Source organism: Streptomyces prunicolor (genome assembly GCF_045162825.1).
GTDB classification, from domain to species: domain Bacteria; phylum Actinomycetota; class Actinomycetes; order Streptomycetales; family Streptomycetaceae; genus Streptomyces; species Streptomyces prunicolor.
On sequence record NZ_CP108676.1, the window covers coordinates 500,995 to 524,537 of the forward strand.

22 protein-coding genes are annotated in these 23,543 nt (G+C 70.4%); 6 read left to right on the forward strand and 16 right to left on the reverse strand.

Annotated elements, in window-relative coordinates; genetic code table 11:
• Nucleotides 1-29: 29 nt before the first annotated feature.
• The 5 genes from OG588_RS02255 to OG588_RS02275 are packed head-to-tail and all read right to left on the reverse strand — an operon-like array spanning nt 30 to nt 5,283.
• Entirely contained in the window at nt 30-1,178 is a 1,149-nt protein-coding gene (locus tag OG588_RS02255) for an acyl-CoA dehydrogenase family protein (RefSeq protein WP_366095146.1), read from the reverse strand.
• Nucleotides 1,175-2,026, reverse strand: coding sequence for an acyl-CoA dehydrogenase family protein (locus OG588_RS02260; protein WP_366095145.1), 852 nt, complete (start codon nt 2,024-2,026; stop codon nt 1,175-1,177). The genes OG588_RS02255 and OG588_RS02260 overlap by 4 nt, the downstream gene beginning before the upstream one ends.
• Nucleotides 2,016-2,987 carry an NADPH:quinone oxidoreductase family protein gene (locus OG588_RS02265; protein ID WP_405945782.1) on the reverse strand — a complete coding sequence of 324 codons (972 nt, stop codon included), beginning with the start codon at nt 2,985-2,987 and terminating at the stop codon, nt 2,016-2,018. The genes OG588_RS02260 and OG588_RS02265 overlap by 11 nt, the downstream gene beginning before the upstream one ends.
• The gene (locus OG588_RS02270; RefSeq protein ID WP_405945783.1) at nt 2,984-4,006 is read right to left on the reverse strand and encodes a phosphotransferase family protein; all 1,023 of its coding nucleotides are present in this window, start codon (nt 4,004-4,006) and stop codon (nt 2,984-2,986) included. Before OG588_RS02270 ends, OG588_RS02265 begins: the two co-directional genes overlap by 4 nt.
• Complete coding sequence (locus OG588_RS02275) at nt 4,003-5,283, reverse strand: acyl-CoA dehydrogenase family protein (RefSeq protein ID WP_405945784.1); 1,281 nt, start codon at nt 5,281-5,283, stop codon at nt 4,003-4,005. Before OG588_RS02275 ends, OG588_RS02270 begins: the two co-directional genes overlap by 4 nt.
• A gap of 145 nt (nt 5,284-5,428) precedes the next feature.
• Between OG588_RS02275 and OG588_RS02280 the strand changes: the two genes are divergently transcribed.
• Nucleotides 5,429-6,094, forward strand: a complete 666-nt coding sequence (locus tag OG588_RS02280) for a TetR/AcrR family transcriptional regulator (RefSeq protein ID WP_366095141.1) — start codon at nt 5,429-5,431, stop codon at nt 6,092-6,094.
• 137 nt (nt 6,095-6,231) lie between these two features.
• Nucleotides 6,232-7,293, forward strand: a complete 1,062-nt coding sequence (locus OG588_RS02285) for a dihydrodipicolinate reductase (protein WP_405945785.1) — start codon at nt 6,232-6,234, stop codon at nt 7,291-7,293.
• Between the two features lie 68 nt (nt 7,294-7,361).
• On the opposite strand, the gene OG588_RS02290 is transcribed toward OG588_RS02285, so the two are convergent.
• From OG588_RS02290 to OG588_RS02315, 6 genes are all read right to left on the reverse strand, one after another.
• A complete protein-coding gene (locus OG588_RS02290) occupies nt 7,362-7,883 on the reverse strand; it encodes a MarR family winged helix-turn-helix transcriptional regulator (RefSeq protein ID WP_398844363.1) in 522 nt (173 codons plus the stop codon).
• A gap of 99 nt (nt 7,884-7,982) precedes the next feature.
• On the reverse strand, nt 7,983-8,144 hold the full coding sequence (locus OG588_RS02295) for an iron chelate uptake ABC transporter family permease subunit (RefSeq protein WP_405953037.1): 162 nt from the start codon (nt 8,142-8,144) through the stop codon (nt 7,983-7,985).
• Nucleotides 8,141-9,403, reverse strand: coding sequence for an enterochelin esterase (gene fes, locus OG588_RS02300; RefSeq protein ID WP_405945786.1), 1,263 nt, complete (start codon nt 9,401-9,403; stop codon nt 8,141-8,143). The genes OG588_RS02295 and fes overlap by 4 nt, the downstream gene beginning before the upstream one ends.
• Before the next feature lie 103 nt (nt 9,404-9,506).
• Nucleotides 9,507-11,159: a carboxylesterase/lipase family protein gene (locus tag OG588_RS02305; protein ID WP_405945787.1), complete on the reverse strand. Its 1,653-nt coding sequence runs from the start codon at nt 11,157-11,159 to the stop codon at nt 9,507-9,509.
• A 72-nt stretch (nt 11,160-11,231) separates the two neighbouring features.
• Entirely contained in the window at nt 11,232-11,975 is a 744-nt protein-coding gene (locus OG588_RS02310; RefSeq protein WP_405945788.1) for a polysaccharide deacetylase family protein, read from the reverse strand.
• 297 nt (nt 11,976-12,272) lie between these two features.
• Nucleotides 12,273-13,679, reverse strand: coding sequence for a glycosyltransferase (locus OG588_RS02315; RefSeq protein WP_405945789.1), 1,407 nt, complete (start codon nt 13,677-13,679; stop codon nt 12,273-12,275).
• 130 nt (nt 13,680-13,809) lie between these two features.
• Between OG588_RS02315 and OG588_RS02320 the strand changes: the two genes are divergently transcribed.
• The 3 genes from OG588_RS02320 to OG588_RS02330 all read left to right on the forward strand — a co-directional run bounded on the left by OG588_RS02320 (nt 13,810) and on the right by OG588_RS02330 (nt 16,417).
• Nucleotides 13,810-14,244: a BlaI/MecI/CopY family transcriptional regulator gene (locus OG588_RS02320; RefSeq protein ID WP_405945790.1), complete on the forward strand. Its 435-nt coding sequence runs from the start codon at nt 13,810-13,812 to the stop codon at nt 14,242-14,244.
• A gap of 4 nt (nt 14,245-14,248) precedes the next feature.
• Nucleotides 14,249-15,253: a M56 family metallopeptidase gene (locus OG588_RS02325; protein WP_405945791.1), complete on the forward strand. Its 1,005-nt coding sequence runs from the start codon at nt 14,249-14,251 to the stop codon at nt 15,251-15,253.
• A 228-nt stretch (nt 15,254-15,481) separates the two neighbouring features.
• Nucleotides 15,482-16,417, forward strand: a complete 936-nt coding sequence (locus OG588_RS02330; protein ID WP_405945792.1) for an alpha/beta hydrolase fold domain-containing protein — start codon at nt 15,482-15,484, stop codon at nt 16,415-16,417.
• A gap of 65 nt (nt 16,418-16,482) precedes the next feature.
• Here the strand turns inward: OG588_RS02330 and OG588_RS02335 are convergent, their stop codons facing one another.
• The 5 genes from OG588_RS02335 to OG588_RS02355 form a co-directional block, all read right to left on the reverse strand.
• Nucleotides 16,483-17,562: an Ldh family oxidoreductase gene (locus OG588_RS02335; RefSeq protein WP_405945793.1), complete on the reverse strand. Its 1,080-nt coding sequence runs from the start codon at nt 17,560-17,562 to the stop codon at nt 16,483-16,485.
• Nucleotides 17,563-17,583: 21 nt separating this feature from the next.
• The gene (locus tag OG588_RS02340; protein ID WP_405945794.1) at nt 17,584-19,293 is read right to left on the reverse strand and encodes a thiamine pyrophosphate-dependent enzyme; all 1,710 of its coding nucleotides are present in this window, start codon (nt 19,291-19,293) and stop codon (nt 17,584-17,586) included.
• Between the two features lie 13 nt (nt 19,294-19,306).
• Nucleotides 19,307-20,167 carry an amidohydrolase family protein gene (locus tag OG588_RS02345; RefSeq protein ID WP_366095129.1) on the reverse strand — a complete coding sequence of 287 codons (861 nt, stop codon included), beginning with the start codon at nt 20,165-20,167 and terminating at the stop codon, nt 19,307-19,309.
• Nucleotides 20,168-20,288: 121 nt separating this feature from the next.
• Entirely contained in the window at nt 20,289-21,497 is a 1,209-nt protein-coding gene (gene lhgO / locus OG588_RS02350) for an L-2-hydroxyglutarate oxidase (RefSeq protein ID WP_366095128.1), read from the reverse strand.
• A 47-nt stretch (nt 21,498-21,544) separates the two neighbouring features.
• Complete coding sequence (locus OG588_RS02355; protein WP_366095127.1) at nt 21,545-22,993, reverse strand: aldehyde dehydrogenase family protein; 1,449 nt, start codon at nt 22,991-22,993, stop codon at nt 21,545-21,547.
• A gap of 234 nt (nt 22,994-23,227) precedes the next feature.
• On the opposite strand from OG588_RS02355, the gene OG588_RS02360 reads away from it, so the two are divergent.
• Nucleotides 23,228-23,515: a putative quinol monooxygenase gene (locus OG588_RS02360; RefSeq protein WP_366095126.1), complete on the forward strand. Its 288-nt coding sequence runs from the start codon at nt 23,228-23,230 to the stop codon at nt 23,513-23,515.
• Nucleotides 23,516-23,543 lie beyond the last annotated feature (28 nt).

Consider the following 23,543-nt stretch of genomic DNA (forward strand, 5'->3'; position numbering starts at 1 on the left):
TGGGTGTCGGCTCTCTGGACCGACCGGCTCTAGCGGGGCAGGCCGAGGATGCGCTCGGCGATGATGTTGCGCTGGATCTCGGAAGTACCGCCGGCGATCGTCCCGCCGAAGCTGCGCGCATACCGCTCGAACCAACTGGCGTTGAACGTCTCCAAGTTCATATGGGTGTACGGCCCTGTCTGCACCGGGTGCAACAGCGCCTCGGCGCCGTGCTGTTCGAGGGCGTGCAGCTCGGCGCTCTGCGCGGCCTCGGAGCCGAGCAGTTTGAGCACCGAGATCTCCACCGGGTTCCGGTCGGGTCCGAGGAGCCGGTAGCCGAGCAACCGCAGTGCCTGGACGTCCATTTGGAGGGTCGCGTGCCACTCCTCGTCGCAGGCCGCGTCGTGGATCAGGGCGTCCATCCGCTCGGCGTAGTGCACCCACAGCAGGGTCCGTTCGTGACCGAGTGATCCGTTGGCCACGCGCCAGCCCTCGTTGAGGGGGCCGACGAGGTTCTCCTTCGGGACGTGGACGTCGGTGAAGAACACCTCGTTGAAGTCGAAGTCGTCCGGCGCGGCGATCGACCCGAACGGCCGCCGGACCAGGCCTTCGGAGTCGGTGGGGATGAGCAGGACGCTGATCCCCTTGTGCTTGGGGGCTTCCGGGTCGGTGCGGACGAAGGTGAGCAGGACGTCGGCGTCGTGCGCGCCCGAGGTCCACACCTTCTGCCCGTTGACGACGAAGTGGTCGCCCTCAAGCACCGCGCGGGTACGCAGCCCGGCGAGGTCGGAGCCGGCGCCGGGCTCGCTCATGCCGAGCGACGCGGTGATCTCGGCGCGCAGCAGGGGTAGGGCCCAGTCGCGTTTCTGTTGCTCGGTGCCGAAGGTGAGCAGTGAGGCCGCGATGATGTTGAGGCCCTGCGGGTTGAAGCTGTGGTAGATCCGGCGCCGGGACAACTCCTCCAGGTGGGCGACCACTTGGGGCAGCGTGGCGTTGCGGCCGCCGTACTCGGGCGGCTGGGCGGGCAGCAGCCAGCCCGCGTCGAAGAGTTTGCGCTGCCAGCGCCGGGCCCAATCCGGTATGTCCGCACTGGACTTGGAGCGGACCGTGGCCTCTTCCGGTGCGGGCAGGTGGGCGTCGAGGAAGTCGCTGAAATCGGCGCGGAACTTCTCGACCTCGGGGTCGGGGGCCAACCTCATACCAGCAGCGCCTTCCTGTGCTCGGACGCCGTACCGAGGAGCAGGTCCCCGGCCTTGGCCCGCTTGAGATGGATCTGCAGCTCGTTCTCCCACGTGTAGCCCATGGCTCCGAAGAGCTGGAACCCGTTCTGGAAACACACCCGTTGGCAGTCTCCGGCGGCTGCTTTCGCCATCGCTGCGGCCCGGCCGCGGCGCGGGTCGTCCTCGGCGATGGTGAGCGCGGAGAAGTAGGCGAGCACCTTGGCGCGTTCGATGGCTACGTACATGTCGGCGGCCTTGTGCTTCACGGCCTGGAACGAGCCGATGGGGACGCCGAATTGGTGCCGTTGCTTCACATGGGCGACGACCAGGTCGAGGATGCGCCGACAACTGCCGACCGTGCTGACCGCCAGGCCCATGAGTGCCAGATCCGGCACTCCGGAGACCAGGTCCGGCACGTCCACCCGGGCGACATGCAGGGTCGGATCGAACACCGACAACCGCTCGGGCGCAAGGTCCTTTCCGTCCCGTACGACCACGCCCTCGGAGGTGAGAATCGCGATCTCGTCGGCACGGTCTGCATCAAGGACGAACTTCCCCTCCCCGTCGAAGACACCGGTGCCCGAGCCGTGCGGAAGCCGTCCGGCCAGCGGCGCGAACCAGGTCGCCGTGGCGAGGAAGGGCGTCGGATCGGCGGCGTACCCCAACTCCTCCAGGACGATGGCCAGTTCTACCGGCGGGGCTTCGAGCCAGCCCAACTCCAGGTAGGTGTCCCAGAGTTGCTTCTCGGGCAACGACCGTGACCTGGTGACCGTTTCGCGGACCACTCGCTGGAGCAGCCGCTGTTCGTCGTCGAACTCAAACTCCATGCGCGACCTCCAGAAGGACCTTGCCGATGGCGCGTCGCCCCAGACTGAGGGCCTCGGCGACGTCGGCGAGCGGATACACGGCGTGGACACGGGGCCGGATCTTCCCGGCGGCGAACAGTCCGTGGAGTTCGGTGCGGGCGGCGACAAGGTCGTCCCGCCGGTGCCGCGCCCAGCCGCCGAGGTCGAAGCCGTGCAGGGTGACACCTTTGAGCATCGGGAGGTTGAGCGGGATACGCGGGATCTCCCCGCTCGCGAACCCCACGCTCACGAACCGTCCGCCCCAGCGCATGGCCCGCAAAGCCTCCTCCGCGTACGGCCCGCCGACGGGGTCGATCACGACATCGGCCCCGCCCGCGTCCCGCAGGCTCCGCTTCAGATCGTCGTACGGCAAGGTCAGCGACGCGCCCTGCTCGGCGCACACCGCCCGCTTCTCCTCCGTCGAGGCGACGCCGACGACCTCCGCGCCGAGCAGCGCGGCGAGTTCGACGGTCGCGAGGCCGACCCCGCCGGCCGCGCCGAGGACGGCCACCCGCTCACCGGGCTGTACCTCGGCAACCAGGCGGAGGGCGTCGAAGGCGGTGGCGTGGCTGACGCCGAAGGCCGCCGCGCGCTCGGTGGGGATGCCCTCGGGGATGCGGCTCAGTCCGGCCGGGCGGGCGGTGACGCGTTCGGCGAAGGCACCGACGAACATCGAGCCGAAGACCCGCTCGCCCTTCTCGAATCCGTTCGCGGACGAGGCGACCACACCGGCGAACTCGCTGCCGGGGGTGAAGGGCGGCTCCGCCTTCACCTGGTAGGCGCCGTCGATGACGAGGAGGTCGGCGAAGTTGACGGCGGCGTAGTGCACGTCGACCGGGATACCGCTCTCCGGCCCGGCCAACTCCCCGTCAGGTACGACCGGTTCGGGGATGTCCTCGACGACCACCGGGCCGCCGACGGCGTTGCAACGGGCGGCTCTCATAGCCGGGTCGTCGCGGCGAGTTCGGCCGCCTGGGCGGCCATCTGGAGCACGACGTCGCCGTAGTGGGCCATCTTCGGGTTGCCGCCCTCGCCCTTCATGTGCCGGGCGTAGCCACCTTCGAGGACCACGGCCATCTTGAAGCGGGCGAGGATCACGTAGTAGTCGATCTCGCTGACGTCGCGTCCGCTGACCTTGGCGTAGTGCTCCAGGAGGTCGGCGCGGTCGGGCATGCCGGTGTAGTCGACGTAGCCCTTCTGGGTGCGGTCCTCGTCGGCGTGCGGCCAGCCCATGACGACCCAGCCGAGGTCGAGCAACGGGTCGCCGACGGTGGCCATTTCGAAGTCGACGAGGGCCGCGAGCTTCGCGGGCGCGCCGTGCTGGAACATGACGTTGGCGAATTGGTAGTCGCCGTGGATGATGCCGGGTTCCCAGTGGGCGGGACGGTGTTCCCGCAGCCAGGCAGCGGCGTTCTCCAGGCCGGGTATCTCGCGGAACTTGAACTTGGCGAGGTGGGCGAGCCAGCGGTCGACCTGTCGGTCGTGGAAGCCGTCGGGGCGGCCGAAGCCTTCAAGGCCCTGGGCCCGCCAGTCCACGTTGCCCAACTTGGCTATGCCCTCGACGAGTTGGTACGCGAGGCCGGAGCGCAGGGACAGGTCGCTCAGGAACGGCTCGGGCCAGCCGTCGGTGTTCATCGGTGACCAGCCGTCGACGTGTGCCATGAGGTAGAAGCAGGAGCCGAGCACGCTCGTGTCGTCGCACACGGCGATCGCCTCGGGGTGCGGGACGTCCGTGCCGTTGAGCGCGTTGAGAACGCGGTATTCACGGAGCATGGTCTCGTTGCGCCCCGGCGGAACCTTCTCCGGCGGTTTGCGCAGCACCATGCTGCGGTCGCCGCGCCGGATGCCGTAGATGTCGTTGGAGGTGCCGCCGGAGATGTACGACGTCTCGACGGGTTCGCCGGGGGCGATGCCCTGGTCGTCCAGCCAGCGGGCGAGTGATTCCGTGTTCGCGAGCGTCACAGCAGGTCCTCCAACTGCTTCCGGGCCCATTCGCGGCGGGTGGGCAGGTGCTGGGTGGGCCACAGGCCGGGGGCGGCTTCGTAGCCGCGCAGGACGTCACGGGCGACGGTGATCTTGTGGACCTCGGTGGGGCCGTCGACGACCGCCATGACGGCAGCGCCGTTCCACATGTCCGCGAACGGCATTTCGTTCGACACACCGAGTGCTCCGTGCAGATGCATCGAGCGGTACACGAGGTCGTGCAGCACCTTCGGGGTGAGGAACTTGATGGCGGCGATGTCCTTACGGACCCGCTTGTAGTCCTGGTACCGGTCGATCTGCCAGGCGGTGTAGAGCACGAAGAGCCGGAACTGGGCGAGCTGGGCGTAGGAGTCGGCGAGGTCGGCGCGGACGAGTTGCTTGTCGGCGAGCCGTTCGCCCTGGGTCTCGCGGGACAGGGCGCGCTCGGCCATCATGTCGAGCGCCTTCTGGCTCTGGCCCACGACCCGCATCGCGTGGTGGACGCGGCCACCGCCGAGCCGGGTCTGGGCGATCGCGAAGGCCTGGCCCTCGCCGCCGAGCAGTGCGTCGGCGGGGACGCGGACGCCGTCGTAGGCGATGAGTGCGTGCATTCCCTCGTCGGTGGCCTCGCCCATGATGCCGAGGTGGCGCTCGATGCGGACGCCGGGGGTGTCGCTGGGTACGAGGAACATCGACATGCCCTTGTAGGGGCTGACGTCGGGGTTCGTCACGGCCATCACGATGACGAACTTCGAGGTGCGGGCGTTGGAGGAGAAGAACTTGCGGCCGGTGATGACCCAGTCGTCGCCGTCGCGTTCGGCGCGGGTGGTGAACATCGTGGGGTCGGCGCCGGCCTGCGGCTCGGTCATGGAGAAGCAGGAGAAGCACTCGCCCTCCAGCAGTGGTTGGAGGTAGCGCTCTTTCTGTTCTTCGGTGCCGTAGCGGGCGATGATCTCGGCGTTGCCGGTGTCGGGTGCGGCCGTGCCGAAGATGACGGGGGCCCAACTCGACTGGCCCAGGATCTCGTTGATGAGCGCCAGCTTGACCTGGCCGAAGCCGCGGCCACCCAGCTCGGGTCCGAGGTGCGGTGCCCACAGGCCCTCGTCGCGGACCTGTTGCTTCAACGCCCGGACTGTCGGGCCGAGTTCGCCGTCGAGCGGGTGGTACGCCCGGTCCGGATAGAGCAGGTCCAGTGGTTCCACGCGCTCGGAGCGGAACCGCCGGATCCACTCCAGTTTCTCCTCGAACTCCGGCTCGGTGGAAAAGTCCCATGCCATGTCAGACGAACCTCCTGCCAACCCGGACGGATGACGGCGAGAATATCATTCTCATCTCACGCAAGTAAGGGTCTCGAAACTTGCAGTGCGTCCTTCGGTAGGGGAAGCCGAGGTGTTACCGCTGAAGTGGAGTATCGTTCTTCATGTGACAGCTGTCCCCGAAGAACAACCAGCCTGGCGCCAGCGCGCCGTTGAGCGTTCCACCCGTGCCGCCAAGCTCCGCGCCGAACAACGGGTGCAGCGCTTCCTGGACGCGGCGCAGGAACTCATCGCGGAGAAGCGGACGACGGACTTCACCGTCCAGGAGGTCGTGGACCGCTCCAAACAGTCACTGCGCAGCTTCTACCAGCACTTCGACGGCAAACACGAGTTGCTGCTCGCCCTGTTCGAGGACGCGCTGTCCAAGTCGGCGGCGGAGATCCGCGAAACGGCCGGCTCCCAGTCGGATCCGCTCCAGGCGCTGCGGCTCGGCGTGAAGATGCTGTTCGAGCAGTCGCTCTCCAACCCCGGCGTGGAGCGCCCGCTGTTCAGCGACTTCGCTCTCCAACTCCTTGTGAAGCATCCGGCGCAGGTGGCGACCGCTCATCTCCCTCTGCACCAAGTGTTCACGGAGTTGGTCGAGCAGGCCGAGGACGCCGGAGTCATCCCCGCCGGCAAGCCTCGCCGTCAGGCCTCGATCCTGATGCAGACGGTCATGTTCGTCGCGCAGGGCAACGGAGTTCCGGCCGGCAGCCATGCGGCCCCGGTCACCGCCGAGGAGGTCTGGCAGTTCTGTCTCGGCGGCCTCTCGGGCGTCCCCGTACACAACTGACGAACGACTGACGGGCAGCCAACGAGTAGCTGGCACCGACCCCGACCGCCGGTGGCGCTCCCCGCACGTGGCTGGCGCAATTGACGCTCTCCATAGTGGAGAGTACGGTTCTCGCCCACCGGAACGAGAGGTGGGCGATGACCGAGCCGCTTCGACATGGAGTGCAGCGCTACCGGGTCGTGCAGTGGGCCACCGGGAACATCGGCGCCCGCACGATGCGTGCCGTACTGGAGCATCCGAACCTGCTCCTGGCCGGGGTGTATGTCCACACCCCGGCCAAAGCAGGCGTGGACGCAGGTGAGTTGAGCGGCGGCGGGTTCGGCACCACCGGGGTCGTCGCGACGCACGACATCGACGAGATCCTCGCGCTCGGCGCCGACTGCGTCCTCTACACTCCGCGCGCCTGTGATGTCGACGAGGTGTGCACGCTGCTCTCGTCAGGCGTGAACGTCGTGTCGACGCGCGGCGAGTTCCATCACGCGCCCAGCCTCGACCCGGTCACGCGGAAGCGGATCGAGGACGCGTGCGAGCGGGGCGGGACCTCGGTCCACAGCACGGGCAGCAGTCCCGGATTCATCACGGAGGCCCTGCCGCTCGCACTCACCTCGATCCAGCGGCGGCTCGACGCGCTGACGATCGACGAGTTCGCGGATCTTTCCCAACGGGACTCCCCCGGGCTGCTGTTCGAGGTGATGGGCTTCGGCCGATCCCCTGCTGAATTCGGCGAACAGCGCCTGGCCGGCCTGCGTGACAGCTTCGGCCCGTCGTTGCGGCTGCTCGCCGAGGCGCTCTCGACACCGCTCGACTCGGTGGAGGCGGTCGGCGAGGTGGCAACTGCCCGGCGCACCACGCGAATTGCCGCGGGCACGCTACCTGTGGGCACCGTGGCCGCACAGCGGATCACCGTGTCTGGTCTGCGCAAAGGCCAACCCCTGCTGCGGTTCCGGGCCAACTGGTACTGCACCACCGACCTCGACCCCGCCTGGGATCTCCGTGCGACCGGCTGGCATGTCTCGGTCGAGGGGGACGCACCGCTCGACGTCGATCTGAGGTTCCCCGTGCCCCTCGACCGGATGGCGGCGATGTCCCCGTCCTACACCGCGAACCGTGCGGTGAACGCCGTGCCGTTCGTCTGCGCGGCAGCCCCCGGAATCCGCTCCACGACCGACCTCCCGCAGATCGTCGCCGACCTCGGATGATGTCGGCGCGATCCGGGCCCGGAACGCGGACGCTCCCCACCGGCACGGAGACGACCCGGGCCCGAAACTCAGACCGTGCCGGCCTGCGCCGCGATCTCCGGCTCGCCGTCGTCCTCGATCGAGTACTTCAGGAAGTCGTCGACCATGCGGTGGAACAGCGTTGCCAGTTGCTGCAGTTCGTCCGTCGACCACTCCGAGAGGGCCATTTGCATGCCGCGCGCACCGGCGTCCCGGACACTGCTCACGGCTTTCCGGCCGGCCTCGGTCAGTTCGATCCGCTGGGCCCTGCGGTCGTCGGGGTCGGGCACGCGGGTGACGTAGCCGGACTTCTGGAGCTGCTGCACCGTCCGTGTCACATGCGAGGCCTCGACCCCGAGGCGATGCGCCAGCTCCCCCGGGCGCAGCGGGTCGGAGTCGGCGACCTGCCGCAGCAACGCCACCGCCGCGCGGTCCAGCGGCACACCGGCGAGGGCCATCAGCCGGTCGTGCTGGCGCGCTCGCGTGCTCAGGTAGGTGATCCGAGTGAGGGCTCGCTCGATCTCGGTCACCTCCGGGGAGGCGGGGGCGGTGGGGAGCGGTGGTGTGGACATGGGGCTCACTTTACCATGTTGTTGCGTAACTCAAGTAAATTGCTGTGCTCGTTTGCCACGGCTACTGCCGAGAGCCTACTTCTCCCGGTCTCCGGCAGTTCACAGTCGTGCGGCGCGCCGCTCGCGCCGTAGCAGCCAGGCCAGATACAGCCCGCCGCCCACGCCCGTCACCACGCCGACCGGCAGCAGGGCGGAGCCGGTGACGCGTTGGGTGGCCAGGTCCGCGGCGGAGACGAGGAGTGCGCCCGTCTGATCGCTCAGCGGCCGAGCAACTCCACCAGCCCGTCAGCCAGTTCGGTCCGCCAGCAGAGGTAGTCGTGACCGCCGTTGAACTCTCGGTAGGAGGCGTCGTGATAGCCGGCGGCGGCCAGCGTCTCGCGCAGTCGGCGGGCCGCGGGCAGGGCCACCCATTCCTGTTCGCCGAAGGAGAGCCGGAAACGGACCGGTAGCCGTGGGGTGTTGGCGAGCTGGCGGGTCAGCCACTCCGTGTCCGGGCCGACAGGCCACCAGAACGAGCCCGACTGGGCGAGGACGTTGCCGAACCGGTGCGGGGCAGAGACCGCCGCGTAGGCGGCGGTGAGACCGCCGAGGCTCTGCCCGGCGATCACCGTGCGGGCGGGGTCGTCCGTGACCGGCAGCCGCTCCGCCGCCCACGGCAGCAACTCGTCCGCGAGGAAGCCGACGAACTCGGGACGGCACGTCAACTCCGCCCAGCGGGTGCCCGCGTCCACGGAGTCGGGCAGTACGGCGGCGAGCGGCGGGACACGGCCGTCCGCGATGAGGTTGTCGAGCAGGTGCGCGAGGCCGAGTCGTGGCCCCCAGTGCTCCCCGTCGAGGAGGACGAGGACAGGTAGTTCCGACAACTCCTCTGCGGCGGCAGGCGGTTCGTAGAGCCAGACCCGCCGCTCGTCGCCGAGGTGTGCGCTCGCCACCTTGTGCTCGGTGAGGGTTCCGTGCGCGATCTCCCGCCGGGGCCCCCAGTCCACCGCACGTGGGGCGGCCGGGAGTTCGACGTACGGGACCGTCCCGCCGCCCCAACGGCGGGGCAGCGTGCGGGGGTTGAAGGGGTCGATACGACTCCGGGCGCGCAGCCACCGCCAGTACTCGGGCGTGGCCGGGTCGGGGCCGTCGCCCTCGTCGACGTAGAGGTCGTAGGTGCCGCGCCAGTCGTGGCGCAGGCGGAGCGTCCAGTGCCAGACATCCGTGTCGGGCAGGCGTTCCATCAGGTTGCCCTCGGGGGCGCGCGGGTCGCCGAGCTTGTTGGGCAGGACCTGCACGGCGCGGGTCTTCGGGCCGCCTCGCCACAGGAACGTCACGGCCAGGTGGTCGTCGCTGCCCAGCGGGTCGGGCGACACGAGCGGTGTGCCGCGTCGTCGTACGTCCGCCCAGAACTCCGCCACGCCGTCCGGCGCCGGCAGGACGGCCGCCGGTGTCGTGAGGCGGGGCACCGGGTTCGGCCTGGCCAGTCGTGGCGGGTGGTGCGGGGCGCCCCCTGGTGGTGGGGGCACGGACGCGGTCATGCGGGCGGACTCCTCCGACTGAACGACACCTTCCATTAGGCAAGCCTAACTTCGCCCGCTCGCGTGCTCCGTCCGGCCCCGCCCAGTCGCCGTGGTCAGCCTGTCACCAGAGCTTCTGGCTCGCGAAGAACCGCTCGAAGAAGTCCACCTTGGCCGCGTCCGCGAGGGCGAGCGTGCCGAACCGGTCGCCGAGTTCCATCGTGGTCGCGAAGCGGTGGTTCGCCGCGGGCCAGCGGGTGAGGCCGTGGCCGTTGGGGTCGCCGTGGGTCGCGAAGTTCACCACGTAGTCGGAGAGGGTGTCGGCGACCGTGCGGTCCGCGTCGGTCCAGGGCAGGTCCGTGGCGTAGAGGTTGTCGAAGATGTAGTTGATCTCCGAACCGTGGTAGGCGCCACGGGAGTTGGCGCCAGTAGCGGTCGGCGGGACGTGCTCCCAGTAGTACGTGAAGACCGGGCTCTTCGCCGTCTTCGCCCACTCCGCCGCCCACAGGTTCGCCGAGACGCGTGAGCCCTCGCGGGCTGAGGCGTTGCGGGCCTGGCCCGCCTCCGTGTCGGTGGTGGCGGGGTAGAGCTTCAGGAACTCGTCGGCGAGAGTGCCGTACTCCTTCTCGGCGGTGCTCTCGTAGTCCGCGAGCTTCACGGTCGGGCTCGGGGAGGCGCCGTTCTCGTCCTTGTTGCCGCCGGCCAGTACGGGCACGTCGTTCAAGTGGCCGCCCGCCAGGGCCTGTTCGTACGTCCACGGCTTGACCCAGCCGTCGAGGACCGGGCGGAACTCCGGCGGGTTGCCGTTCACCGGCCCGCTGACCGAGGTGTCGTTGGCGTTCTGACCCGCCATCAACTTGGTGCTGTCCAGAGCCCGGAGAGCGGTGAGCGAGGTGACGCCGAGTGCTTCGGCGTACGCGGTGCCCTGGCTCTCCGCTGTCTCCAGCGTGCGGTACGACGCTGCCAGCGCCGCGATCTCGGGGTCGCCGGTGGCGCGGGCGCCGGCGCTCTCGGAGATCGCGCCCTGGAACAGGCCCTTGGCGAGCGGGGAGTAGATGAGGTGCATCACCGAGGCACCGCCCGCCGACTGGCCGGCGATCGTCACACGGTTCGGGTCGCCGCCGAACGCGGAGATGTTGCGCCGGACCCAGCGCAGGGCCGAAATCTGGTCCAGGAGACCGTAGTTGCCGGACGCCCCGTGGCCGGACTCCGCGCTCAGCTCAGGGGTGGAGAGGAAACCGAACGCGCCGGTGCGGTAGTTGAGGGTCACCACGACCAGGCCCTTGGCGGCGAGTCCCGCGCCGTCGAAGCCCGGGTCGGAGGCGTAGCCGCCGGTGAACCGGCCGCCGTAGATCCAGACCAGGACCGGGCGCTTCTCGCGTGAACTCGCGGCGCCGGTCCAGACGTTGAGGTTGAGGCAGTCCTCGCTCATCGTGACCGAGGCCGAACCCATCATCTGCTGCGGGCAGATGTCCCCGAAGGTGTCCGCGACGCGCACGCCCGTCCAGGAGTTGGCCCGCTGCGGCGGACGCCAGCGGTTGGCGCCCGCCGTGGTCGCCGCGTACGGCAGTCCCTTGAACACGGTGACGCCGGAGACGAGGGAGGCCACACCGGACACGCGGCCGGTGTCGATCCGGAGCGGGCCGGTGAGCGGGGTTCCGGAGGTCGCGCGGTCCGCCGCGTCGACGCTCGTTCCCGTACCGACGAGTGCGGCCGTCGCGGCGACGGTCAGCGACCCGTTGAGGAAGGTCCGACGGTTCATGGCGTTCGAAAGCATGGGGGGCTCCCTGGTCTAGGTACTTGCGAACGTAAATTCCGCCGACCGGGAACGCCAACAATATTGTCAACTTCAGAGCGGATCCACAGCATGCTCCCGCAGCGGCCCCACGGACAGGCCCCGCGTCGCGCAGGTGTCGAGGATGCGGGGCACGGCGCCGAGCGTGGCGCGCCAACTGCCGGGTGCCGAGGTGCAGTCGGAGTCGTGCAGCAGAACGGTGCCGCCGCCGCGTAGGTCCTCGATGACCGTCCGGTGCACCGACTCGGCTGTGGCACGCGCCCGCCAGTCCTCGCCCCAGGCCGTCCACAGCACCGGCGTGAGGTCCAGGCGGCGGGCCGCGAGGTGGGCGGCGGTCGACATCACGCCATAGGGCGGCCGGAAGAGCCGTGGCGCACACCCGGTGAGGTCGCCGACCGTGTCGCGGGCGCGGGCCAGGTCGTCGTGGGTGGCGCGGGGGCTACGCAGCAGCAGCGGGCGGTGGAGCCAGCCGTGAACGGCGATCTCATGTCCGGCAGCGGCGATCTCGCGGACGAGACCCGGGGCGCGTACCGCCTGGTTGCCGAGGAGGAAGAACGTGGCGTGGACCCGTCGCTCGTCAAGCAGCCGTAGGAACAACGGAGTTGACAGGGGGTCCGGCCCGTCGTCGAAGGTGAGCGCCACGTGGTCCGGCCGGCCGCGACCGGAGAGGCGGGGCATGACGCGGTTGCGCAGCGGGCCGTAGGTGGAGAGGACGGGGGCGGCGTACGCGGCGGCGAGGACCGGGAGTGCGGGCAGGGCTGCGCGGGCGGTCGTGCGGAAGAGGCGGGTGGCGGTCATTGGGGGCGACCCTTCGTGGAACTCGCGGCGGACGCGGTGTGGACGCGCGGCGCGGCACAGGCGGGCGCAAGCAGAAGGCCTACGGTCGTCATGCTTGGCCCCCACCTCGCGCAACCCGCGGCGGACGGGGTGCGCGCGACAGCGGAGTTGCGCGGCGCGGCACACGCGGCCGTAAGAAGAAGGTCCACGGTCGTCATACTTGGCCCCACCTCGCACAACCCACGGCGGACGGGGTCCGCGCGGCAGCGGAGTTGCGCGACGCGGAACCCGCGGCCGAAAGAAGAAGGCCCACGTCGCTCATGCGTGGCACCCCTTCGTGTAACCCCCGTGGGGCCCGTGCCCCGCGTGGTGTGCGTGGCCCATGTCGTCGAGGTCGAGGTCCTGGCCTATCGCGTGCATCAGGCCCGGGCCCGCCTCGGTCGTGGCGACCGCCGTGCCGACCGCGCCCGCCCAGACCGCGCAGGCCAGGGCAGTGGTGGCCGCGAGCCGCCGGACGGTCGGACGGGTGGTCCGGCGAGCGGTGGGCTTGGGCGCGGACCCCGCAGTGAGTGGCGCGGCGGGAGCGACGCCCGCCCGGCAGATCATGGCCGTCTCGGCGGCCGGGCCCCGGTCCGGGCCGAGCGGCTCGTCCGCGAACAGGGCGAGGCCCGCCTCCCGTTGCACCAGCCCTCGCGGACCGTCGATCAACTCGCCCAGTACGTACTTGAGTTGGGCCGGGTCCCGGATCCACGCGGCGACGCCCGCCTCGTCCAGGGCGGCCGCGTTGGTCAGTCCGTGGCCGGGTATGCAGCCGTAGCTGGCGACGGGCAGGCCGGTGGCGAAGGCCTCCAGGGAGGTCAGACCGCCGGCGTTCTGGATGAGGACGTCGGCCGCGTGCATCAGGCCTGGCATGTCGTCGACCCAGCCGTGGACGTGTTCGATGCCGTCCGCGCGGAGCTGGTCGGCCAGTGTCTCGTTGCGGCCGCAGACCACGAGCGGTACGGCCGCGCCGCAGTCCCGCAGGTCCCGGGCGACCTGTCGGACCGGGCCCACACCCCAGGAACCGGCAACCAGCAAGGCCAGTGCGGCAGTTGAGGGCAGACCGAAGCGGGCGCGGGCCGCGGCGCGTTCCGGCGGGCCCACGGGGTGGAAGCGCGGGTCGGCCACCGGGCCGCACACGCGGACGTCGCGCGCACCGGCGGCCCGGGCCTGCGCGGCGGGCACGGCGTGCAGCGCGAGGTGGACGTCGACGCCGTCGGCCACCCACAGCGGATGCACCGAGAAGTCGGTGAGGTAGGTGAGGACGGGCACGGTCAGCCGACCGTCGAGCCGGAGGTTGCCCAGGACCCGGCTCGCACCCGGGTAGGTCGACACGACGGCGCCCGTGTCGGCGGGCAGGGCGCGCAGCAGCCGTTCCTCGGCGGAGCGCAGCAGCGCCTGCGCGACGCGGCCGCCGCCTCCGGCGCGCTCGGTGCTGCTGTAGATCCGCTGGTAGGCCCACGGCGCCCGGACGAGCAGGCCGTGGTAGCCGTCCCGCACGAACCGGCCGAGCCGGGCGGGCAGCACGTCCAGCAGGTCGAGCCGGTCGACCGTGAGACCGGCCGCCACCAGCCGCCGCTCCAGTTCGGCGGCGGCACCGTCGTGACCGGCTCCGACGCTCGCCGAGACGATCACGACACGCTCGGCCGCCAACGGACGGCGCACCGCATTTCCGAGGTGGGGCATGGGCTTCTTTCCTCCGCAGGTGGAGTGGAGCGGCGAAACTCTACAACATGTAGTAGATCCACTCGTACAACATGTAGTAGGTCGACGGGTAGGCTGTGACGCCGAGCGGTGAAAGGCGGTGGGGTGAACAGTGCACGACCGGAAGAGCGACGAACCCGGCGCGACATCCGGCAGGCGGGCGCGCGGTGAGCTGGAGAGCGGGGTTCTCGCCGCGCTCTACGGGGCCGACGAACCGCAGACCGCCCGCCAGGTCAGGGAGCGGCTGCCGGGAGACCTCGCGTACACCACCGTGCTGACGATCCTGTCGCGCCTGCACGACAAGGGGATGCTCGTCCGGCACCGCGCGGGTCGCGGGTACGCGTACGCGCCGGCCCGGGACGAGGCGACCCACACCGCGGAGCGGATGCGCTCGCTGCTGGAGCACGGCACCGACCGCGAGGCGGTGCTCACCCGCTTCGTCTCCGAACTCTCCGAACAGGACGAGCAGTTGCTGCAGCGACTGCTCGCCGGACACGACGGACCCCATCACGCCGACGGCACCGACCGCACCGGCGAAGGACCGTGAGCCGGTGCTGATCAGCGTGTACGTCCCCCTCCTGATCGCCATGGTCCTCGCGGTGTTCGCACCCCGCGCCGCCCGTCGACTGGCCCCGCGCCCGGCCGCCTGGTCGCTGGCCTCCGCCGCGCTGGTGGCGTCGCTGGGCTGGCTCGGCTCACTGGCGCTGCTCGCGTTCGCCGGGCTGGTGCAGATCCCCGAGGTCGCCGAGGAGGGACAGTGGTCGGTCGCGGCCGTGCGCGCCTCCGACCCGGTCCACCTCACCGTCGCCGGGGCCGCCGCGCTCACCCTCCTCGCGTCCGTCACGGGCCTCACCGTCGCCGCCGCCCGGCAGCTACGGCATCTGCGCTGGGCCCGCCGCGAGTGCCGACTGCTGCCCGGCGACACGGAGTTGGCCGTCCTGGACATGGAGTCGCCGGAGGCGTTCGCGCTGCCGGGGGCGCCCGGGCGGATCGTGGTGTCGAGCGGGATGCTGCGCTGCCTCGGTGACCGCGAACGCGAGGCACTTCTCGCCCACGAGCGGGCGCATCTGCGCGGCCGCCACCATCTCTTCCAGACCCTCTGGCGACTCTCCGCCGCCGTGAATCCTTTGCTACGACCGCTGTCCAACGCGGGTGGCTTCGTCCTGGAGCGCTGGGCCGACGAGGAGGCCGCGGTGCGCGTCGGCGATCGTACGGTCGTCGCCCACGCGGTGGGCCGGGCCGCGCTGGCCGGCTCGGCTAACCGTTCCCGCCCGGCACTGGCCGCGACCGGCGGAGCGGTGCCGCAGCGGGTGCGGGCGCTGCTCGCACCGCCTCCCCCGCGCCGGGCCCTGCCGTTCGTCGCGGGCGCCGCACTGCTCGTCGTGTGCTGCGTGAGCCTGGCCGACGCCGCGACCGACAGCGAGGAGATGATCGAGACGGCGCAGCGGGCGGCGTGCGTGACGACGGAGGCACGGGCCGTTTCGGCGCCATCGGGCCCGCAGCACGAGGTGTGCTGTGAACACAGACAACTGGACGGGCCCGCCCAACACCGCTGACCACTGGGCGGCACCGTCACAGCGTCGTCGGCGCCGGCCGGCCACCGCTGCGCCACCCGCCTCTCTCACCACTCCCCCGCCACCCCTGAACAGCGCCGATCGCAACATCCACCCGAAATACACCCGTGTTATCGTCGCCCTACCAATCGCCAGGAATCCTGTTGATCGACCCCGGCTATCGGGCGGAAGTCCCAGCCCCCTTCGCGCGCACCCCACGAATGGAACGGCATGTCTGTTCTGGCCCGGCCCGCGGTGGCCGCCCTCGCCGCCAAGTCCTTCCAGCGTCTCGCCGTGATGGCCGACCGGCGACCGAGCGGGCGCGGTTCCGCCACCTCCTCGCATCAGCGGTTTCCTGAATTCCCGCGCCGGACACGGGAGTTGACGATCCCGACCAGCATCGCCCCGGCGCGGGCCACGGTGTATCTGCCGGCCGGTGAGGGGCCGCCACCGCCGGTGCACGTGAACTTCCACGGCGGCGGCTATGTCGTACCGCTGACGGAACTCGACGACCCGCTGTGCCGTTTCCTCGCGGCGGAGGCCGGTGTCGTCGTGGTGAACGTCGACTACGTCGTCGCGCCGCAGCACCCGTTCCCCGCGCCGACCCGGCAGGCCTTCGAGGTGGTCCGGTGGATCGCGGAGCACGGCGGCGAGCAGGGCTGGGACGGCGACCGGCTCACCGTGGGCGGGCAGAGTGCCGGGGGCGGACTCGCGGCGGCGGTGGCCCGGCAGGCGCTGGAGGAGGGCGGGCCCTCGATCGCGCTCCAGGTGCTGCACTATCCGCCGCTGGACCTGGTGACCAGCGCGAAGGACAAGCGGTCCGCCATCGCCAAGCCGGTGTTGAAGCCCTGGATGGCCGAGATCTTCGACACCTCGTACGTCCCCGATCCGAAGGTGCGTGCCGACCGGCTGGTGTCACCCGCTCATCCGTCGGACACCGCGGACCTGAAGGGCATCGCCCCGGCCCTGGTCATCACGGCCGAGTACGACCTCCTCAAGGCGGAGGGCGTCGCCTACGCCGACCGGTTGCGGACGGCGGGCGCTCTGGTCGAGCACGTCGATGTCGCCGGCGCCGACCACGGCTACGACGGCCAGGACGACGAACGGGCCCTGCACTCCTACGCGCTGATCGCCCGTCAGGTGCGGGAAGCCGTGGGCACTGCCTGAACTCCCCTCCCTGACAAAGCACTTCGCCGACCGTCCCCTCAGACAGTCGGCGAAGTGCCGCTGGGTCACGCCGACGGCACCGGCTCCGGCAGCGTGAGGCCGAACTTCCCCGCCGCCTCGGTCAGTTCACGCCAGACCTTGGGCGCGACGGGGATGCCCTTCGTACCCCGCCCCTCGGCTACCGCCGCGCTGCGCTCGCCGGGGTAGAAGACGCCCTCGGCGCCGTCCGCGGGCGGCAGTTGCTTGAGGGTGGCCAGCGTTTCGTCGACCGCCGCGGTGAAGGCGGCCGGGTCGCCGAAGGCCGCCGGGTCGAGGGCGATGAGCAGGGCGTTCTGGCGGTGCTTGCGGCCCTGCGGGTCGTCCGAGTGGAACGCGGCGAAGATCGGCGCTCCGACCAGCACGCTGGTGAGCAACTCGAAGGCCAGGGACATCCCGGACCCCTTGACGCCGCCCAACGGCAGGGGCATGACGGCCAGTTCGGGGTCGGTGGTCGGGGTGCCGTCCGCGGTGGCCGCCGCGCCCTCGGGCAGCGGAGTGCCGCTCGCCTTCGCCTGGCGGATCTTGCCCAGCGCGATGGTCGCGGTGGCCATGTCGAGGAGCAGCGGGGCGTGGGCCTCGGCCGGTACGGCGATGGCGAGCGGGCTGGTCGCCACGGCGGCGCCCTTGACGCCGGTGTAGCCCATGTTGGGCATGCCGGAGACGTAGCCGATGCCGACGAGACCCTGCTCGGCGATCTTCGACACGTAGTAGCCGATGGCGCCGGTGTGGACGGTGCGACGGACTCCGACGGCGGCGACTCCGCTGATCCTGGCCCGGGTGACCGCCTCGTCGGCGGCGGCGCTGAGGGCCACCGGGCCGGGGGCGCGGTCGGCGTCAAGAACGGCCGCTGCCGGGGCAGTCGACTCGATCGTGATGTCGGCGTCGGCGTTGGCCACGCCCTTGGCCAGCAGCTCCAGATAGGCGGGGACGCGGGCGATGCCGTGCGAGTCGACGCCGCGCAGCGCGGCCCACACGAACACGTCGGCGGTGGTGCGCGCCTGCTCGGCGTTCAGGCCGCCCTTCTCCAGGAGTGCGGCGGAGAAGGTGCGCAGATCGTCGGCGGCGACAAGTACCTTGCCCGGCTTGGGCGTTGCGGTGTCGGACATGGTGGCGGGTGCCTTCCTGGTTCAGCGGGTGACGAGTACGTCGACGACGGCGGTGGTGCCCTCCGCCACGGCCTTGAGCGCACGCTCCAGCGCGGGGGCGAGGGCCTCGGGCGCGTCGACCGTCTCGGTGTGCATCCCGAACGGCTCGGCGAACGCGGCGAGTCGGGGCAGCCGGTGCAGATCGGTGCCGAGCCACTCACCGGTGTCGGCGGCGGCGCCCTCGGGGTAGAACCTGCGGTGGTTCATGTTCATCGACTTGTAGACGCGGTTGTTGAACACCACGATCAGCAACGGGAGTTCGTAGGCGTTGGAGGCGTCGTACGACGGGATCACCGGGTTGTACGCGAACGCGCCGTCGCCGATGGTGAGCACCACCGGGCGTTCCTGGGCGGCGAGTTTGACGCCGAGCGCGACCGCGATGCCCTGGCCGAGGCCGCCCTGGACGTAGAAGTACGAGTCGGGGTCGGCGGTTTGGACATGGCGCTTGACGACACGGCTGTGCGTGATGGTCTCGTCGACGACGATCCCGCCCTGGCCGTCCAGCAGCTTGCGCAGCGTCGCGGCGACGAGGACCGGGTCAACGCCCTCCGCCTGCGCCGCCTTTGCCTCGGCGGCGGCGATCGCGGCCTGTTCGTCGGCGTGCCGCTGCTCCTGGGCCGCACGGCGTACGGCGACGGCCGCTTCGTCGAGGTCCTTCGCGCGCTTGGCCAGCTGACGCAGGGTGTTGGCGACGTTCCCTTCCAAGTACTTGTCGGCGAACAGGACTTGGTAGACGACGTGCGGGCGCTGCGGCACCTCGTCGATGACGACGATCGTCGCCTTGGAGGGCCGGCGCGACGGCGGGTAGAAGGGGGCACGGCAGTTGACCAGAAGGATCAGGTCCGCCTCGTCCATCCACGGGCCGATGTCGCTGCCGGCGTGCAGCGGGTGGGTGCGCGGGAAGTTGCCGCAGACCGCCGAGTCGGGTTCGACGACCGGGATGTTCCACGCCTCGGCGAACGCGACGAGGGCCTCGAAGCCGCCCGCCTCGCGCCCGGCCGTCTCCGTGACGATGACCGGATTCTCGGCCTCGCGGATCAGCTGGGCGACAGGATCGACCTCTTCGGGCGAGCTGTGCGTCGAGCCGGGCGCGACGATCGACTTGGCCTCGCGTCCGTCCCACTCCTCCAGCAGGATCTCCAGCGGGACGTTCAGGTACGCCGGTCCCGCCGGGGCCCGCCAGGCCAGTTCCGCCGCCCGCGTCACCATCGTAGGAAGGGTGTGGACGCTGGCGGCCTCGTTGGACCACTTGGTGAAGGGCTGTGCGATCTGGTGCGGGCCGCCAACGATGGACAGGTTGCGGTACCACTGGCCGCCCGGGTCCTGGCCGGGGCCGTCGCCGTACGTGGTCGACTCCGAGGAACTGACCACCATCGGGACTCCCGCGAGCAGCGCCCCGTGCACCGCCATCGAGCCCTGGAGCAGACCGGGGGCCGCGTGCAGCAGGACACCCTGCGGCCGGCGCTTGACGAGGCCATAGCCGGTGGCCATGCCGACCGCGACGGTCTCGTGGGTGAGGTCCAGGTACTGCGGGCAGGGCAGTCCGTCGCGGTGGCGCCGGGCGAGGGACTCCCAGACGGGGGCCCACTCGGAGCCCGACGAGCAGAAGATGTAGTCGGCGCCGACGGCGTTGAAGGCGGTGACGAGAGCGTCGCCGCCGTCGGCGCCGGGGGTGTTGGTGATGTCGGTCATCTCTCGTGTTTCCTCAGCCCTCGATCGGCCAGTTCAGGACCTCGGAGATACCGCGGCCCATGATCCATTCAAGCTCCTCGGGCGTGAATTCCCAGTGCTTGGTGAACTGCTCGATCGTGTCGGTGTAGGTGATGCCGTGCCCGAGCAGCCGGGTGATGTCGGTGCCGTAGAAGCAGCGCTGCGGGCCCATCTTGTCGACCATCTCGCGGACGTACTTCTGGATGTTGTTGTTCGGGAACGGCTGCGTGGAGTAGCCCGGGAGCGCCGAGAGCTTCACGTAGATGTTCGGGTGGGCGGCCAGGTCGGCGGTCTCCGCGACCCAGTAGCCGATCGCGTCGTCGACGCAGCGGGCCATGATGCCCATGTGGTCGATGATGATCTTCAGCTCGGGGTGCTTGGCGGCGATCTCGCCCAACTCCCGCTTCCAGATGGGCGCGTGGACCATCGTCGGGACGCGGAGTTCCTCGGCGATCGGCCAGTACCAGTCGTTGGTGCCGTCGATCATCCAGTTGCGGTCCTGCGGCCGGTGGAAGGTGAGGCGCGTGCCCTTCACATGCGGGTTCTGCGCGAAGTCCGCCAGCATCGCCTTGCCCTCTTCGGGCTTGTTCTGCGGGATGCGCGCCATGATGCCGAAGCGGTCCGGGTACGCCTCGCAGGCCTCCAGGGCGTAGTCGATCCGGTCGCCCTCCCAGGACGGCGGCAGGATCAGGGCCCGGTTGACGCCGGCCTCGTCCATCAGCTCCAGGGCCTCTTCGTACGAGAAGGGGTCCTCGCGGTGTCCGTTGAGGCGGATGCGCTCCCGCGCTCCCGGGACCCAGGGGCGGTCCGGGGTCTCTTCCTTCCAGATGTGGATCTGCGTGTCGACAACGAACATGTCATGAGCTCTTTCTCTCGAAGGTCTTTACGGAAGGAACGCTAGGCGGGCGACAGGGCCTTGCCGAGCCCCGGGAGCGCAAGCAGTAGTTGCGCGAAACACCGCTGCACGCAGGGCATTCTCAGTGTGCGGACGGGGTGTCGAATACGGCGCCGACGATGTGCTCGGCGATCGCCATGGACGCCGTGGCGGCGGGCGAGGGCGCGTTGCGCACGGCGGTGATCCGGCCCACCTGATGGATGCGGAAGTCGTCCACGAGGGTGCCGTCGGGGTCCAGTGCCTGGGCGCGGACGCCCGCACCGCCGCGTACGACGTCGGAGACGCCGACACCAGGGACGTACAGCTTCGCGTCCTTCATGAAGGCCTTCGCGGACAGTGAGCCGCGGTACTCCTTGATGCCGGTCCGCCAGTGCTGGGCGGCCATCTTCCAGGAGCCGGGGTACGCGGCGAGTCCTGCGAGGTCCTTCAGGGAGAAGCGGCTGAGCTTGTAGCCCTCCCTGGCCAGGGCCAGGACGGCGTTCGGGCCGACCTCGACGGTGCCGTCGACACGCGGGGTGAAGTGCACGCCGAGGAAGGGGTAACGGGGGTCGGGCACCGGGTAGATGAGCCCGCGCACGAGGTTCGTGCGGTCCGGCTTGAGGAGCATGTACTCGCCCCGGAACGGGATGATCTTCGGTTCCCTCTTGTCCTGCGCCAATTTCGCCACGGCGTCCGAGTGGAGGCCCGCACAGAGGATCAACCGGTCGACGCGGACGCGTACTTGACCCGACGCGACCTCGATACCGCCGGGCACATTGGTGATCGACGTGACCGGGAAACCGAGCTTCACCTCGCCGCCGGAGGCCTCGATGTCCTTGGCGAACTCCCGGGCGATCGCCGGGTAGTCGGTGATCGCGGTGCGTGGCGAGTGCAGCGCCGCGATACCGCCCGCGTGCGGCTCCAGCTCCTTGATCTCCGCCTGGGAGATCCTGCGGAGTTCGGGCACGTGGTTGTTCCTGGCCCGCTCGTAGAGGCTGTCCATCCGGCCCAACTCGTCCTGGCGTACGGCCACTACGAGCTTGCCGATCTCGTCGTACGGCAGCCCGCGGTCCTGGCAGTACTCGCGCAGGATCCCTACGCCGCGTACGCACAGGTCGGCCTTGAGGCTGCCGGGCGCGTAGTAGATGCCGGCGTGTACGACACCGGAGTTGTGGCCGGTCTGGTGGACGGCGACCTCGTGTTCCTTCTCCAGGACCACGACCCGGGTGCCGGGGCGGCGCAGGGCGATCTCGCGGGCGGTGGCCAGGCCCACGATGCCGGCGCCGACGATGCCGATCGTCTCGTCAGCCATCGGCATCCTCCTCTCTGTCGTACCGAATCTCTGTCGTACCGACTTGCTCAGACCCCGAAGTGGATGGCAACGGTTTTGACCCGGGTCGAGAAGCGCAGGACCTCGTCGCCCTGCTCCTTGTAGCCGGTGCCGGAGTCGTGGAAGCCGCCGAAGGGCAGGTGGACGTCCCAGCCGGGGGTGGTCGCGTTGACCGCGATCTGCCCGCACTCGGCCTCGTCGGCGAAGCGGTACGCGGAGGCGAGGTCGCGGGTGAACACGGCGGCGGCGAGGCCGAAGTCGGAGTCGTTGACCGCGTCGACGGCCTGCGTGAAATCGTCCACGGCACGGACGGCGAGGACCGGTCCGAAGACCTCCTCGCGCCAGATCGCCGTCTCGGCGGTGACGTCGGCGAGCACGGTCGGCTGGACGAAGCAGCCGTGCGCGTGGTCGCCGTCGGTGTCCGCTTGGCCACCGGTGAGGACGGTGGAGCCCTGTTCCACGGCCCCCGCGAGATGGGCGAGGACGCTGTCACGCTGCTTCGGGCTGGACAGCGGGCACAGGGTGGTCGCCGGGTCGCTGCCCGGGCCGACCTTGAGGGCCTCGACCTCCGCGACCAGGAGGCGGGTGAACTCGTCGTACACCGGCCGCTCCACGACGACCCGGCTGGTGGCCGTGCAGCGCTGGCCGGCCTGACCGAACGACGCCGCTACGACGGTCTTCGCGGCGAACGGCAGGTCGGCGTCCTTGAGGACCACCGAGGCGTTCTTGCCGCCGAGTTCGCCCTGGAAGCGGACGTTGCGGTCGGCGAGGCGGCGCCGGATGCGGTTGCCCACCTCGTTGGAGCCGGTGAAGGTGATGGCGACGATGCGCGGGTCGTCGAGGAGCGCCTCCTCGATCTCGGCGGTGCGGCCGGTGACGACGTTCAGGACACCGGCGGGCAGACCCGCATCGTGCAGGGCGCGGGCGAAGTGCAGGCCCGACAACGGTGTCTCGGTGGCCGGCTTGAACACGGCCGCGTTGCCGGTGGCGAGCAGCGGGGCGAGCTTGCGGGCCGGGGTGATCAGCGGGTCGTTCCACGGGCTGATCACGAGGATCACGCCGATCGGCTCGCGCTGGGTGTGCACGCGGGTGTTCGGGCGGGCGTCGTGCAGGAGGGTGCCGTAGCCCTGGCGGGCCAGGCCCGCGTAGTAGTCGAGGAAGTCGGCGGCCTTGAGGGTCTCGCCGCGGGCCTCGGCGCCGGTCTTGCCGTTCTCGGCGGTGACGTCGGCGGCGATCTCCTCGACCCGGTCGCGGATCAGCCTGGCCGCCTCGGTGAAGACGCGGGCCCGTTCGAAGGGGCTGGTGCGCTTCCATACGGCGAAGCCGCGCTCGGCGTGGTCGTAGGCGCGGGTGACGTCCTTGGCGGCGAGGGCGGGGATGCGCGCGAGGGGGGTGCGGACGTCGGCGGGGTTCTGTACCTCGATCCACTCGCCGGTCGCCACCCACTCTCCACCGGAGAGGGTTTCCAGGCTTCGCATGAAGATCACTTCCTTCGTCCGCCGCGGTGCGGGTCCGCGGTCTGCACAGTCAGCGGCCACAACGGGCCGAATGCGACAACACACCATGTGAGGGCGATACCACCAGCCCCGCGCAGGCAGGCATTGCTTGCGCCGTGCGCAGGTCGGCGGCGGGTTGATCCGTGCTGGAATCGGCGGACCGGACGGCACGTTTCCGGCCGCCGGGAGCCGAGTTTCCGCTGAGGAGAACCAGACATGGCCTACGCAGTCATCGCCCGCTACTTCTGCGAGCCCGCCGACGAGGCCACGGTGCGGGCCGCGTTGCTGAAGGTGCGCGAGCTCACCCGTGCCGAGCCGGCGAACCTGGCGTACGAGGTGCACGCCGAGGCGGACGTACCGGGGAGTTTCGTGCTGTACGAGCAGTACGCCGACCGGGCCGGTTTCGACGCGCACAAGGCGGCCGAGCACTTCGACGAGCTGATCGTGCGGACGATCTGGCCGCTGCTGACCGACCGCAAGGTGACCTTCGCCGAGGTCCTCTGACGGATCCCGCCGGGAAGCGCGCCGCAGC

Bases quoted from the DNA above. Each gene is read 5' to 3' on its own strand.
- OG588_RS02335 (WP_405945793.1), bottom strand. From the start codon at position 17,562: ATGTCCGACACCGCAACGCCCAAGCCGGGCAAGGTACTTGTCGCCGCC.
- OG588_RS02345 (WP_366095129.1), bottom strand. From the start codon at position 20,167: ATGTTCGTTGTCGACACGCAGATCCACATCTGGAAGGAAGAGACCCCG.
- OG588_RS02355 (WP_366095127.1), bottom strand. From the start codon at position 22,993: ATGCGAAGCCTGGAAACCCTCTCCGGTGGAGAGTGGGTGGCGACCGGC.
- OG588_RS02310 (WP_405945788.1), bottom strand. From the start codon at position 11,975: ATGACCGCCACCCGCCTCTTCCGCACGACCGCCCGCGCAGCCCTGCCC.
- OG588_RS02290 (WP_398844363.1), bottom strand. From the start codon at position 7,883: ATGTCCACACCACCGCTCCCCACCGCCCCCGCCTCCCCGGAGGTGACC.
- OG588_RS02340 (WP_405945794.1), bottom strand. From the start codon at position 19,293: ATGACCGACATCACCAACACCCCCGGCGCCGACGGCGGCGACGCTCTC.
- OG588_RS02265 (WP_405945782.1), bottom strand. From the start codon at position 2,987: ATGAGAGCCGCCCGTTGCAACGCCGTCGGCGGCCCGGTGGTCGTCGAG.
- OG588_RS02360 (WP_366095126.1), top strand. From the start codon at position 23,228: ATGGCCTACGCAGTCATCGCCCGCTACTTCTGCGAGCCCGCCGACGAG.
- OG588_RS02260 (WP_366095145.1), bottom strand. From the start codon at position 2,026: ATGGAGTTTGAGTTCGACGACGAACAGCGGCTGCTCCAGCGAGTGGTC.
- OG588_RS02315 (WP_405945789.1), bottom strand. From the start codon at position 13,679: ATGCCCCACCTCGGAAATGCGGTGCGCCGTCCGTTGGCGGCCGAGCGT.
- fes (WP_405945786.1), bottom strand. From the start codon at position 9,403: ATGACCGCGTCCGTGCCCCCACCACCAGGGGGCGCCCCGCACCACCCG.
- OG588_RS02330 (WP_405945792.1), top strand. From the start codon at position 15,482: ATGTCTGTTCTGGCCCGGCCCGCGGTGGCCGCCCTCGCCGCCAAGTCC.
- OG588_RS02275 (WP_405945784.1), bottom strand. From the start codon at position 5,283: ATGGCATGGGACTTTTCCACCGAGCCGGAGTTCGAGGAGAAACTGGAG.
- OG588_RS02285 (WP_405945785.1), top strand. From the start codon at position 6,232: ATGACCGAGCCGCTTCGACATGGAGTGCAGCGCTACCGGGTCGTGCAG.
- OG588_RS02305 (WP_405945787.1), bottom strand. From the start codon at position 11,159: ATGCTTTCGAACGCCATGAACCGTCGGACCTTCCTCAACGGGTCGCTG.
- OG588_RS02255 (WP_366095146.1), bottom strand. From the start codon at position 1,178: ATGAGGTTGGCCCCCGACCCCGAGGTCGAGAAGTTCCGCGCCGATTTC.
- lhgO (WP_366095128.1), bottom strand. From the start codon at position 21,497: ATGGCTGACGAGACGATCGGCATCGTCGGCGCCGGCATCGTGGGCCTG.